Origin of the sequence: Pseudomonas sp. Kh14, assembly GCF_900291005.1 — a bacterium.
Taxonomy (GTDB): Bacteria; Pseudomonadota; Gammaproteobacteria; order Pseudomonadales; family Pseudomonadaceae; genus Aquipseudomonas; species Aquipseudomonas alloputida.
This window is the reverse complement of record NZ_OLKJ01000036.1, coordinates 76,582-89,075: the sequence shown is the minus strand read 5'-3', so window position 1 is coordinate 89,075 and position 12,494 is coordinate 76,582. Positions and strand designations below refer to the sequence as shown.

General features: G+C 62.0%; 12 protein-coding genes. All 12 read left to right on the top strand.

Annotation, left to right across the window (positions count from 1 at the left end):
- The first annotated feature begins 757 nt into the window (after nucleotides 1-757).
- The 12 genes from flgB (at nucleotide 758) to FQ668_RS20970 (ending at nucleotide 12,327) form a co-directional block, all read left to right on the top strand.
- A complete protein-coding gene (gene flgB, locus FQ668_RS21025) occupies nucleotides 758-1,168 on the top strand; it encodes a flagellar basal body rod protein FlgB (RefSeq protein WP_012051595.1) in 411 nt (136 codons plus the stop codon).
- Nucleotides 1,169-1,170: 2 nt separating this feature from the next.
- Nucleotides 1,171-1,614: a flagellar basal body rod protein FlgC gene (gene flgC / locus FQ668_RS21020; RefSeq protein ID WP_003254469.1), complete on the top strand. Its 444-nt coding sequence runs from the start codon at nucleotides 1,171-1,173 to the stop codon at nucleotides 1,612-1,614.
- Nucleotides 1,615-1,626: 12 nt separating this feature from the next.
- Nucleotides 1,627-2,328 (top strand): flagellar hook assembly protein FlgD, encoded by a 702-nt coding sequence (gene flgD, locus FQ668_RS21015; RefSeq protein ID WP_014590121.1) that lies wholly within the window; start codon nucleotides 1,627-1,629, stop codon nucleotides 2,326-2,328.
- 28 nt (nucleotides 2,329-2,356) lie between these two features.
- A complete protein-coding gene (gene flgE / locus FQ668_RS21010) occupies nucleotides 2,357-3,679 on the top strand; it encodes a flagellar hook protein FlgE (protein WP_014590122.1) in 1,323 nt (440 codons plus the stop codon).
- Between the two features lie 71 nt (nucleotides 3,680-3,750).
- Nucleotides 3,751-3,942: a hypothetical protein gene (locus tag FQ668_RS21005; protein ID WP_003254464.1), complete on the top strand. Its 192-nt coding sequence runs from the start codon at nucleotides 3,751-3,753 to the stop codon at nucleotides 3,940-3,942.
- A gap of 160 nt (nucleotides 3,943-4,102) precedes the next feature.
- On the top strand, nucleotides 4,103-4,843 hold the full coding sequence (gene flgF, locus FQ668_RS21000) for a flagellar basal-body rod protein FlgF (protein WP_010955101.1): 741 nt from the start codon (nucleotides 4,103-4,105) through the stop codon (nucleotides 4,841-4,843).
- 47 nt (nucleotides 4,844-4,890) lie between these two features.
- The gene (gene flgG, locus FQ668_RS20995; RefSeq protein WP_003254462.1) at nucleotides 4,891-5,676 is read left to right on the top strand and encodes a flagellar basal-body rod protein FlgG; all 786 of its coding nucleotides are present in this window, start codon (nucleotides 4,891-4,893) and stop codon (nucleotides 5,674-5,676) included.
- A gap of 36 nt (nucleotides 5,677-5,712) precedes the next feature.
- Nucleotides 5,713-6,408 (top strand): flagellar basal body L-ring protein FlgH, encoded by a 696-nt coding sequence (gene flgH / locus FQ668_RS20990; protein ID WP_003254461.1) that lies wholly within the window; start codon nucleotides 5,713-5,715, stop codon nucleotides 6,406-6,408.
- Nucleotides 6,409-6,414: 6 nt separating this feature from the next.
- On the top strand, nucleotides 6,415-7,530 hold the full coding sequence (locus tag FQ668_RS20985) for a flagellar basal body P-ring protein FlgI (RefSeq protein ID WP_003254458.1): 1,116 nt from the start codon (nucleotides 6,415-6,417) through the stop codon (nucleotides 7,528-7,530).
- Nucleotides 7,531-7,541: 11 nt separating this feature from the next.
- Nucleotides 7,542-8,696, top strand: coding sequence for a flagellar assembly peptidoglycan hydrolase FlgJ (gene flgJ / locus FQ668_RS20980; protein ID WP_019438373.1), 1,155 nt, complete (start codon nucleotides 7,542-7,544; stop codon nucleotides 8,694-8,696).
- 12 nt (nucleotides 8,697-8,708) lie between these two features.
- The gene (flgK, locus tag FQ668_RS20975) at nucleotides 8,709-10,751 is read left to right on the top strand and encodes a flagellar hook-associated protein FlgK (RefSeq protein ID WP_014590125.1); all 2,043 of its coding nucleotides are present in this window, start codon (nucleotides 8,709-8,711) and stop codon (nucleotides 10,749-10,751) included.
- Nucleotides 10,752-10,764: 13 nt separating this feature from the next.
- Nucleotides 10,765-12,327 carry a flagellar hook-associated protein 3 gene (locus FQ668_RS20970; protein ID WP_019438374.1) on the top strand — a complete coding sequence of 521 codons (1,563 nt, stop codon included), beginning with the start codon at nucleotides 10,765-10,767 and terminating at the stop codon, nucleotides 12,325-12,327.
- The last annotated feature ends 167 nt before the right edge of the window (nucleotides 12,328-12,494 follow it).

Here is a 12,494-nt window from a genome sequence, read left to right as displayed (position 1 = left end):
GGGCCGGCCCTGCTGGCCAATCTCCACCCGCCGTTCACCGTTGCCGCCGCCACCGTATTCGCGGGTAAACCCGCTCCTACACAAATTGGTTGTGGACACACATCGGTGGTTGGGCATAGGCCGCCGTGTAGGAGCGGGTTTACCCGCGAAAGGGCCGGGCCTGCTGGCCAATTTCCACCCGCCGTTCACCGTTGCCGGCGCTACCGTATTCGCGGGTGAACCCGCTCCTACACAGATTGGTGGTGGACACACACCGGAGGTTGGACGCAGGCCGTCGTGTAGGAGCGGGTTCACCCGCGAAAGGGCCGGCCCTGCTGGCCAATCTCCACCCGCCGTTCACCGTTNAAGACCGTCGTGTAGGAGCGGGTTCACCCGCGAAAGGGCCGGCCCTGCTGGCCAATCTCCACCCGCCGTTCACCGTTGCCGCCGCCACCGTATTCGCGGGTGAACCCGCTCCTACACAGATTGGTGGTGGACACACCTCGGAGGTTGGACACAGCCCGCCGTAGGAGCGGGTTCACCCGCGAAGAGGCCCGCACAGGAAAACACTGACGTCAATTTTTTGTTTTGCCGCTTTTGCCGCCCATCAATTGCCGCTTTTGTCACCTCAGGCGGAAGGCCTTTGCCGCTTTTCTGGCATCAATCTGACAGTACTGCGCTGCAAAACCCCATAAATACGGGCTTTCCAGTGGTTGGCACAGCCCTTGCTATACCTTGCTCAACGAAATTCCGGTCAACCTCTGAAGGTTTCCCCGACATGAGCATCAGTTTCGACAAGGCGCTTGGTATCCACGAAAAGGCCCTGGGCTTCCGCGCCCAGCGTGCCGAGGTGTTGGCCAACAATATCGCCAACGCCGACACGCCCAATTACAAGGCGCGTGACATGGATTTTTCTTCGGTGCTCGCCGCCGAGACCAGCAAGCAGCAAGGCGGCCGCTTCGCCATGGACCGTACCAACAGCCGGCACATCGAAGCCGAAGGCCTCGCCATCGCGGCTGACGATACCCTCAAGTACCGCACGCCGCTGCAGCCGTCGATCGACCAGAACACCGTGGATGCGCAGATCGAGCAATCGAACTACACGGAAAACGCGATTGGCTTCCAGGCCAGCTTCACCTTGCTCAACAGTAAATTCAAAGGGCTGGTTTCCGCCCTGCGGGGAGAATGACCATGTCCCTTTCCAGTGTCTTCAATATTGCCGGTAGCGGCATGAGCGCACAGAACACGCGTCTGAACACCGTGGCGTCCAACATCGCCAACGCCGAGACCGTGTCTTCGAGCATCGACCAGACGTACCGCGCCCGCCACCCGGTGTTCGCCACCACCTTCCAGAATGCGCAGGCCGGCAGCAGCCAGTCGCTGTTCGAAGACCAGGGCGAGGCAGGGCAGGGCGTGCAGGTAAAAGGCATCGTCGAAGACCAGAGCACTCTGGAAGCACGCTACGAGCCGAACCACCCGGCGGCGAACAAGGACGGCTACGTCTACTACCCGAACGTCAATGTGGTCGAGGAGATGGCTGACATGATCTCCGCCAGCCGCGCGTTTCAGACCAACGCTGAACTGATGAACACGGCCAAGAACATGATGCAGAAAGTGCTGACCCTGGGGCAGTGATAGGAAGCCGACATGACCACCACCAATTCCACTACAGACGTCGGTAGCGCATACCTGACCTCGCTGCAGAAGCAGACGTCCAAGACTGACAGCTCTACCGGCGCCGCCGGCAGCGCGTTGGGCAAGGACGCGTTCCTGCAGTTGCTGGTCACCCAGATGCAGAACCAGAACCCGCTCGACCCGCAGGAAAACGGCGAGTTCGTAGCCCAGTTGGCGCAGTTCAGCAGCCTGGAAAGCATGCAGTCGCTGAACGACGCAGTGACCTACATCGCGGCTGGGCTGCAATCTTCCCAGGCCTTGCAGGCCTCCTCGCTGGTCGGGCGCAACGTCATTGTCCAGACCGATAAGGCTGTGGTCGATACCAGCAAGGACATGAAGGGCTCGGTCAACCTGACGTCGTCCAGTACCTCCACCTCGGTGGGGATCTACGACAAGGACGACAAGCTGGTGCGCACCATCGAGCTCGGTACCCAGAAGGCTGGCAGCATCGACTTTACCTGGGATGGCCTGAACGATGACGGTGAAGTCGCGGCCGCCGGGACCTACACCTTCAAGGCCACCGCCTCGATCGATGGCAAGGCCACGGCCATGACCACCAACCTGCCGGCCTCGGTTACCAGTGTGACCATGGGTAGCAACGGTTCGGAGATGACGCTCAACCTGGCCGGGCTGGGCAGTGTTGCGCTTTCCAAAATTCAAAGCATCGGCATCTAGGGCCTGAGCAAAACGACAGGAGTTACACATGTCTTTCAATATCGGCCTTAGCGGCCTCTATGCAGCAAACAAGGCCCTGAACGTTACCGGCAACAACATTGCCAACGTTGCCACCACTGGCTTCAAGTCGTCGCGTGCCGAGTTCGCCGACCAGTACTCCAACTCCATTCGCGGCACCAGCGCAGGCAAGACCGTGATCGGCACCGGGGTAAAGACTGCCGCGGTTTCGCAGCTGTTCACGCCAGGCAATATCAACGCCACCGGCCAGGCGCTGGACATGGCTATCGATGGCAACGGCTTCTTTGCCCTGAACGATAACGGCTCGAAGATCTACACCCGTGCGGGCGCTTTCTACAGCGACAAGGCCGGTTATGTGGTGAATGCTTCGGGTGCCAACCTGCAGGGTTATGCGGTCGGCGAGGATGGCAAGATCATCCAGGGCATCCTGACTGACCTGCAGATCGATACTTCCAACCTGACGCCGAAGCCGACCAGCCTCATCACCGAGAAGATCAACCTGAACTCGGCCGCGACCTCCCCGTCGGTGACGCCCTTCGATCCCACCAATGCCAGTTCCTACAACTTCACGTTCAATACCCCGGTGTACGACAGCCAGGGTAATGAACACCAGATGAATCAGTACTTCATCAAGGACGACGCGACCAATACCTGGTCCATGCACACCACTATCGATGGCCGCAACCCGGCCAATCCGGCTTCCACCACGCCGCTGGTCAACGCCGTGCCGTTCAAGTCCGATGGTACGCTGGACAAGGATGCAATGACTGCGGGTGACGTCGCGGGCGGCCTGAGCATTGGCGAAGACAAGATCTTCCAGCTCAACGACTGGATCCCGGCGCAGAAGAACGCCGCTGGAGAGTGGTCGGCCAATGGCGCCATCGCCAACGCGGACGGTGTGAAGCTGGACATGCTGGGTGCCACCCAATACAACGCGTCGTCCGCAGAAATCGCCAAAACCCAGGATGGCTTCGCCACCGGTGAGCTGTCGGGGCTGAGCATCGACCAGAACGGCTACCTGTTTGCCAGCTTCACCAACGGCAAGGACAAGGTGATCGGCCAGGTGGCGATTGCCAACTTCGCCAACCTGCAGGGCTTGACGCCGATTGGCGGTACAAACTGGAAAGAGTCCTACGCCTCGGGCGTGCCGGTGATCGGCGCTCCGGACACCGGTACCCTCGGCCAGATTTCCGGTGGTGCCCTGGAAGACTCCAACGTCGACCTGACCGGCGAACTGGTCAACCTGATCAAGGCGCAGAGCAACTACCAGGCCAATGCCAAGACCATTTCCACTGAAAGCACCATCATGCAGACCATCATTCAGATGACCTGATGATTGTTTTTGCTTTGGGTGTTTGTAATTGGGGCCGCAAAGCGGCCCCAAGAATGTGAAGGTTCACGCGAATGAAGCGGCTGTCGTTACTGGCCTTGTTCCCCTTGCTGGTGCTGGTTCTGCCGGCCCCCGCTGCCCCCGCCCCGTTCTATCAATGGCAAAGCCTGGTCACCGGCCGCTACCTGTGTTCGGCCCACAACCCGGGCAAAGGCTGGGTGCGCCACTCTGGCCCCTACAACAACGCCGCCTGCCGCGCCCATTGAGCAAGCCCTTGCCGCAGGCGGCAAACATCCGCCGACAAACTGACGGTTATTGCCCCTTGCCGCGCTGAAAGCCCCGTAAACCGGGTGTTTCAGACTTGGTTCAATTATTGCTTGGAACCTGCCCAGTGACAGCGCGGCAGCTACGCGCAGAGGAGAAACTGTGGACAAGTTGCTTTATGTGGCCATGACCGGCGCCAGCCAGAACGCGCTGGCGCAGAAGGCCCACGCCAACAACCTGGCGAACATTTCCACCAACGGTTTTCAGCGCGACCTGGAGCAGGCCCGTTCGATGCCGGTGTTCGGTGACAGCTTTCCGGCGCGCGCCTTCGCCATGACCGAGCGCCCGGCCACCGACTTCAGTGAAGGCCCGTTGGTCGAAACTGGCCGCGACCTTGACGTCGCGGTGACCGGCAAAGGCTTTATCGCCGTGCAGGCGCCGGATGGCAGCGAAGCCTATGTGCGTACCGGTAGTCTGAACATCGATGCCCTCGGTGTGCTGCGTGCCGGCAATGGCATGCCGGTGATCGGCAACGGTGGCCCGATCGCCATCCCGCCGGAGCAGAAAGTGGAAGTGGGTGCCGACGGCACCATCAGCATCCGCTCCATGGGTGAAGACCCGCGGGTGATGGCTGAGGTCGACCGCATCAAACTGGTCAACCCGGACACCAAAGGCCTGACGAAGGGCCTGGACGGTCTGATCCATACCACTTCCGGCCAGCCGGCCGATGCCGACGTCAACGTGCGGGTGGTGGCTGGCTTCCTGGAAGGCAGCAATGTCAACGCTGTCGAGGAAATGACCTCGGTGCTGGCGCTGTCCCGCCAGTTCGAACTGCACGTCAAGATGATGAATACGGCCAAGGAAGGCGACGAAGCCATGGCTCGGGTTTTGCAAATCGGCTAATCACTTTTGAACGGGTGCCGTAAAACAGGCGCACGAGGAGAACTCACATGCTTCCGGCTCTTTGGGTCGCTAAAACCGGCCTGTCCGCTCAGGACACCAACCTGACGGTCATTTCCAACAACCTGGCCAACGTCTCGACCACCGGCTTCAAGCGTGATCGCGCCGAATTCGCAGACCTGCTCTACCAGATCAAGCGCCAGCCTGGTGCCCAGTCGACCCAGGACAGCGAGCTGCCCTCGGGCCTGCAGGTCGGTACCGGTGTGCGTATCGTGGGCACCCAGAAAAGCTTCGTCGCCGGCAGCCTGCAAACCACCGAAAACCCGTTGGACATGGCAGTCAACGGTCGCGGTTTCTTCCAGGTCCTGCAGCCGGACGGCACCGTGTCGTACACCCGTGACGGCACCTTCCACCTGAACTCCGATGGCCAGATCGTCACCGCCAACGGCTACGCCCTGGAACCTGCCATTGTCGTGCCTAACGACGCCCAGACCTTCACCGTAGGCCAGGACGGCACCGTGTCGATCACCACCGCCGGCAACCCGGCTGCACAGGTGATCGGCAACATCCAGACCGCCGACTTCATCAACCCGGCCGGCCTGCAGGCGATCGGTGACAACCTGTTCCTCGAGACCGCCGCCAGTGGCGCACCGCAGGTCGGCACCCCAGGCCTGAACGGTTTTGGCACCACCTTGCAGCAGACGCTGGAGAACTCCAACGTCAGCACCGTGGAAGAGCTGGTGAACATGATCACCACTCAGCGTGCCTACGAGATGAACTCCAAAGTCATTTCCACGGCCGACCAGATGCTGTCGTTCGTTACTCAACAGCTCTAAGCCCTGTCACTCAGCTGCGCCCGTGAGGTAAGTGTCATGAATCGTCTGTTGTCCGTTTTCGCCCTGGGGGGGGCGGTGTTGCTGGCAGGTTGCGTCGCACCGACGCCCAAGCCCAACGACCCGTACTATGCGCCGGTGTTGCCGCGCACCCCGTTGCCGGCAGCGGCCAACAACGGTTCGATCTACCAGGCCGGTTTCGAGCAGAACCTGTACAGCGACCGCAAGGCGTTCCGGGTGGGTGACATCATCACCATCACGCTCAATGAGCGCACGTCCGCCAGCAAGAACGCGGGCTCGCAGATCGCCAAGACCAGCAAGACCGACATCGGCCTGACTTCGCTGTTTGGTAGCACGCCCAACACCAATAATCCGTTCGGTGGCGGCGACCTTTCGCTGGAGGCCGGTTATAGCGGCGATCGCGCGACCAAGGGCGACAGCAAGGCCACCCAGGGCAACACGCTGACCGGTTCGATCACCGTCACCGTGGCCGAGGTGCTGCCCAACGGCATCATCGCCGTGCGCGGCGAGAAGTGGCTGACCCTGAACACCGGCGAAGAGCTGGTGCGCATTGCCGGCATGGTTCGCGCTGACGATATCGCCACCGACAACACCGTGCCGTCCACCCGTGTGGCCGACGCGCGCATCACCTACTCCGGCACCGGTTCGTTCGCCGATGCCAGCCAGCCCGGGTGGCTGGACCGCTTCTTCATCAGCCCGCTTTGGCCTTTCTGAGTACGGATGACCATGTTCAACGTGAGGCAGCTGATTGCCACAACCCTGCTTTTGTCCTGCGCCTTCGCTGCCCAGGCCGAGCGCCTGAAGGACATTGCCAGCATTTCTGGCGTACGTTCCAACCAGTTGATTGGTTACGGCCTGGTGGTGGGCCTCAATGGCACGGGTGACCAGACCACCCAGACGCCGTTCACCCTGCAAACTTTCAACAACATGCTGTCGCAGTTCGGCATCAAGGTGCCGGCCGGTTCCGGCAACGTGCAGCTGAAGAACGTTGCCGCAGTGTCGGTGCATGCCGACCTGCCACCGTTCGCCAAGCCGGGCCAGGTGGTGGACATCACCGTGTCGTCGATCGGTAACTCGAAGAGCCTGCGCGGCGGCAGCCTGTTGATGACCCCGCTCAAGGGTATCGACGGCAATGTCTACGCCATTGCCCAGGGCAACCTGGTCGTGGGCGGCTTTGATGCCGAAGGTCGTGACGGCTCGAAGATCACTGTCAACGTTCCGTCGGCTGGCCGTATTCCGGGTGGTGCCAGTGTCGAGCGTGCGGTGCCGAGCGGCTTCAACCAGGGCAATACCCTGACCTTGAACCTCAACCGCCCCGACTTCACGACCGCCAAGCGCATCGTGGACAAGGTCAACGACCTGCTCGGCCCTGGCGTGGCCCAGGCCGTGGATGGTGGTTCGGTGCGAGTCAGTGCGCCAATGGACCCAAGCCAGCGCGTGGATTATCTGTCGATCCTCGAAAACCTCGAAATCGACCCGGGCCAGGCGGTGGCCAAAGTCATCATCAATTCGCGTACCGGCACCATCGTCATCGGCCAGAACGTCAAGGTGTCGCCGGCGGCGGTCACCCACGGCAGCCTGACCGTGACCATCACCGAAGACCCGATCGTCAGCCAGCCGGGGGCCTTCTCCAATGGCCAGACTGCCGTGGTGCCACGCTCGCGGGTCAATGCCGAGCAGGAAGCCAAGCCGATGTTCAAGTTCGGCCCGGGCACCACGCTGGATGAAATCGTCCGCGCGGTGAACCAGGTGGGCGCAGCGCCCGGCGACCTGATGGCAATCCTCGAAGCCTTGAAGCAGGCCGGCGCCTTGCAGGCCGACCTGATCGTGATCTGAGGACGGCGCGGATGAATATCAAAAGCCAGGTATCCGGTAGTGCCGACAGCGGCGCCTATACCGACCTCAACCGCCTGAGTGCCCTCAAGCACGGCGACCGCGACAGCGAAGCCAATGTGCGCAAGGTCGCCCAGGAATTCGAGTCGCTGTTCATCAGCGAAATGCTCAAGGCCTCGCGCAAGGCCAGTGACGTGCTGGCCGACGACAACCCGATGAACACCGAAACGGTCAAGCAGTACCGCGACATGTACGACCAGCAGTTGGCCGTGAGCATGTCCCGCGAAGGTGGCGGCATCGGCTTGCAGGACGTGCTGGTGCGCCAGCTGACCAAGGGCCGCAGTGCGTCGATCAATACCAGCCCGTTCCCGCGCGTCGATAGCAGTGGCCCGGCATTGTGGGGCAACAAGGTGGCGGAGCCGGCGCATGCCATGGCCTCGTCCGCTACGCGCAATGACGTTGCTGCACTCAACGCGCGGCGCCTGGCCCTGCCCAGCAAACTCACCGACCGCCTGTTGGCCGGTATCGTGCCGTCGGCGGAAACTGCCAATAACGCCGCCGTGCCTGCCCGTGACGGTCAGGCAGTAGCCAAGGCCTTCGCCGTGCCGGACAACGGCCTGCGCATTGTCGGCCGTGCCGTGGCCCAGCCACCGCTGGCGCCGAACAAGGCTTTCAGCGACAGCGACGCCTTCGTCGCCACCATGCTGCCAATGGCCGAACAGGCCGCCCGGCGCATTGGTGTCGACCCACGCTACCTGGTGGCCCAGGCCGCGCTGGAAACCGGTTGGGGCAAGTCGGTGATGCGCAACAGCGACGGCAGCAGCAGCCACAACCTGTTCGGCATCAAAGCCACCGGCAGCTGGCAAGGCGAGCAGGCGCGGGCGATCACCAGCGAATTCCGCGATGGCCAGTTCGTCAAGGAAACCGCGGCGTTCCGCAGCTACGACTCCTACCAGGACAGCTTCCACGATCTCGTTACCTTGCTGCAGAGCAATGCTCGCTATCAAGGTGCGCTGGATGCGGCCGATAACCCTGAGCAGTTTGCAAGAGAGCTGCAAAAAGCAGGTTATGCGACCGACCCGGGCTATGCGAAGAAAATCATCAGCATCGCCCAGCAAATGCAGTCAACCCCGCAATACGCCATGGCTGGCAGAACCACGAACTTATAAAAGGACTAAATCATGTCGAGCCTGATTTCCATCGGCCTGAGTGGCCTGAGTGCCAGCCAGGCGGCCTTGTCGGTAACCAGTAACAACATCGCCAACGCCGCGACCAGTGGCTACTCGCGCCAGCAGACGGTTCAGGCGGCGGGGCCTTCGCACAACATAGGCGCAGGGTTTCTGGGTACCGGGACCACGCTGGCGGATGTGCGTCGCATCTACAGCTCCTACCTGGACAACCAGCTGCAGACGGCCACCTCGTTGCAGGCAGACTCGCTGACGTTCCAGGATCAGATCACCAGCGTCGACAAGCTGCTGGCTGACCGTGACACCGGTATCAGTTCGGTCCTTACCGCCTTCTTTTCGGCGCTGCAGACTGCAGCGGCGAAGCCGGGTGACGTTGCCTCGCGTCAGTTGCTGCTGACCCAGGCGCAAACCCTGAGCAACCGTTTCAACGCGGTGAGCACCCAGCTGACCCAGCAGAACGCCACGATCAACTCCCAGCTCGACACCATGGCCGGCCAGGTGAACAAGCTCACCGCTAACATTGCCGAGTACAACAAGCAGATCACCGCGGCCAGCGCCTCCGGCAACACCCCCAACAGCCTGCTGGATGCGCGCAGCGAAGCCGTGCGCCAGCTCAACGAGCTGGTAGGGGTGACGGTGCAGGAGCGTGATGGCAACTACGACGTGTACCTGGGCAGTGGCCAATCGCTGGTCACCGGAACCAAGGCCAACACCTTGTCGGTGGAGCCGGGTGTGGCCGACAAGAGCCAGGTTGCCCTGCGCATCAACTATGACTCGTTCAGCTCGGACGTGACCTCGGTGGTGTCCGGGGGCGCCATTGGCGGCCTGTTGCGTTATCGCCAGGACGTGCTGACGCCGTCGATGAACGAGCTTGGTCGCGTTGCCCTGGTCGTCGCCGACAGCATCAATAGCCAGCTGGGTCAGGGCCTGGATGCCAACGGCCAGTTCGGCAGCTCGCTGTTCTCCAGCATCAACAGCGCCACTGCCATTGCCCAGCGCAGCCTGGCCTCGTCGAACAACAGTGCCGGCTCCGGCAATCTGGATGTCACCATCGCCAACAGCGGTGCGTTGACCACCTACGACTACGAGGTGAAGTTCACCAGCGCCAACCAGTACAGTGTGCGCCGCTCGGACGGCACCGACATGGGCAGCTTCGACCTGAATGCCGACCCGGCGCCGGTGATCGATGGTTTCAGCCTGGCGTTGAAAGGCGGCGGCCTGGCGGCCGGCGACAGCTTCAAGGTCATCCCTACCCGTGCAGCTGCCGGGAGCATTACCACGACCTTGACCGATGCCAACAAGCTGGCCTTCGCCGGGCCCATCAGCGCTACCTCGGGCAGTGGCAACAGCGGTACTGGCACCATCACCCAGCCGACCCTGGGCGAGTCGCTGGACATCTACGGCGGTGCCGATACCGCGCTGATCCAGCAGTCGATTCGCGATTCGATGCCTGTGCGCGTGGTGTTCGACGCTGCCAGCGGTGGCTCCCAGGGCTACAAGCTGTTCGATGCCAAGGGTACCCAGATTGGTACCGGCAGCGTGGTGCCAGGTACCGACAACAAACTGTCGGTGACCGTGCCGATGCTCGATGCGGCCGGCGACCCGATTCTGGATGGCAGCGGCAACCCGCGCACGTTCGCCGTCGAGACCACCATCGGCGGCAGCCCTGCGGCCAATGACAGTTTTACCCTGTCGTTCAATGCCGACGGCAAGGCCGATAACCGCAACGCAACGGCGCTGCTCGACCTGCAGACCAAGTCGACGGTGAATACCGGTTCCGGTGGCGGTACCAGCTTCACTTCGGCCTACGCCTCGCTGGTCGAGCGCGTGGGTGCCAAGGCGAACCAGGCGTCCATCGACAGCACCGCGACCGAGGCGGTGCTCAAGTCCGCCAGCGAAAGCCGCAGCGCGGTGTCCGGGGTCAACCTGGATGACGAAGCGGCCAGCCTGGTCAAGTTCCAGCATTACTACACGGCGTCCTCGCAGATCATCAAGGCGGCGCAAGAAACCTTCAGCACCCTGATCAACGCTTTGTAAGGAGAAGACTATCGTGCGTATTTCCACTGCTCAGTTCTATGAGGCCAGCGCCAGTAGCTACTCCAAGAACTTCTCCAGCATGAACAAGACCAACGACCAGGTGACGTCGGGTATCCGTATCCAGACCGCAGCCGATGACCCGGTCGGTGCTGCGCGCCTGCTGCTGCTGCAACAGCAGCAATCGTTGCTGGACCAGTACAGCGGCAACATCAACACCGTGAGCAACTCGCTGTTGCAGGAGGAGAGCGTGCTCTCCACCATCAACGAGGCCATGCAGCGCGCCAGCGAGTTGGCGATCCGTGCCGGTGGCGCCGGGGTGACCGATTCTGACCGCGTGGCCATCGGCACCGAGCTGAAAGAGATCGAGGCCAACATCTTTGGCCTGCTCAACTCGCGCGATGCCAACGGCGACTACATGTTCGGAGGCTCCAAGAGCACCACGCCGCCCTATGTGCGTAACTCCGATGGCACCTATAGCTACCACGGCGACCAGACCCAGCTGAGCCTGCAGGTATCCGATACCCTGAGCCTGGCCACCAACGACACCGGTTTCAGCATCTTCGACTCGGCCAGCAACAAGAGCCGCACCCAGTCGACCCTGCTGGTGCCGGCGACTGACGATAGCGTGGTCGGGGTGTCGTCTGGTCTGCTGGCCTCGAGCACCACCTACAACAACAGTTTCACGGCAGGCCAGCCCTACAAGCTGACCTTCACCAGCGCGACGCAGTACACCATCACTGACGCCAACGGTAATGACATCACCTCGGAAACGCCCACCAACGGTACCTTCGACAGCAAAACCGAAGGTGCCAACAAGATTGCCCTGCGTGGCGTGGAGTTCGAAATAACCGTTACCTTGAAGGAGGGTGCCGATGCCGACGCCGCCGTGGGCGGGCGCGAGTTCTCTCTGGAAGCACGCCCGGATTCGTTCAATACCACCCGAAATGGCAGCAACACCTCCAGCGCCCAGGTCACCAGCAGTAGTGTGACTGATGAGGCCGCCTATCGCAGCACGTTCCCCAGTGATGGTGCGGTGATCAAGTTCACGGGGCCGGGTGCTTACGAGTTCTATGCCCAGCCGCTGACGGCCGACAGCAAGCCGGTCGCCAAAGGTACCTTTACGGCGCCGTCGTTGACGGTGGCCGGGGTGACCTACCAGGTTTCCGGTTCGCCGGAGGCAGGCGACCAGTTTGCGGTCACGGCCAATACCCACCAGAACCAGAACGTGCTGGAAACCCTCAGCCAACTGCGGGCGGCACTGGAAACGCCGGTGACCGGTGCTGGCGCGGCGAATGCGCTGAAAGATGCGGCGGCCTCGGCCATTGCAAACCTGGCCAGTGCCCGTGAGCAGGTCGATATCACCCGTGGTTCCATCGGTGCTCGCGGCAACTCGCTTGAGATTCAACGCCAGGAGAACACCAGCCTGGGGCTGGCCAACAAGACCACCCAGAACGCCATCGGCAACACCGACATGTCGCAGGCGGCCATCACTCTGACCTTGCAGCAGGCCATGCTGGAGGCCTCGCAGCTGGCCTTCTCGCGTATTTCCCAGCTGAGCCTGTTCAACAAGCTCTGATCTGCGTGCCTGTTCCTGGGGCTGCTGTGCAGCCCTTTCGCGACACAAGGCCGCTCCCACAGGTCCTCCTCTCTCCTGAAGGTGGCGTATTTGTGGGAGCGGCCTTGCGTCGCGAAAGGGCCGCGAAGCGGCCGCATCGATATCGGCTGCGAAGCTGATCATTCGGG

Coding starts and splice junctions, on each gene's coding strand:
- flgB (WP_012051595.1), top strand. CDS start 758: ATGAGCATCAGTTTCGACAAGGCGCTTGGTATCCACGAAAAGGCCCTG.
- flgC (WP_003254469.1), top strand. CDS start 1,171: ATGTCCCTTTCCAGTGTCTTCAATATTGCCGGTAGCGGCATGAGCGCA.
- flgD (WP_014590121.1), top strand. CDS start 1,627: ATGACCACCACCAATTCCACTACAGACGTCGGTAGCGCATACCTGACC.
- flgE (WP_014590122.1), top strand. CDS start 2,357: ATGTCTTTCAATATCGGCCTTAGCGGCCTCTATGCAGCAAACAAGGCC.
- FQ668_RS21005 (WP_003254464.1), top strand. CDS start 3,751: ATGAAGCGGCTGTCGTTACTGGCCTTGTTCCCCTTGCTGGTGCTGGTT.
- flgG (WP_003254462.1), top strand. CDS start 4,891: ATGCTTCCGGCTCTTTGGGTCGCTAAAACCGGCCTGTCCGCTCAGGAC.
- flgH (WP_003254461.1), top strand. CDS start 5,713: ATGAATCGTCTGTTGTCCGTTTTCGCCCTGGGGGGGGCGGTGTTGCTG.
- FQ668_RS20985 (WP_003254458.1), top strand. CDS start 6,415: ATGACCATGTTCAACGTGAGGCAGCTGATTGCCACAACCCTGCTTTTG.
- flgJ (WP_019438373.1), top strand. CDS start 7,542: ATGAATATCAAAAGCCAGGTATCCGGTAGTGCCGACAGCGGCGCCTAT.
- flgK (WP_014590125.1), top strand. CDS start 8,709: ATGTCGAGCCTGATTTCCATCGGCCTGAGTGGCCTGAGTGCCAGCCAG.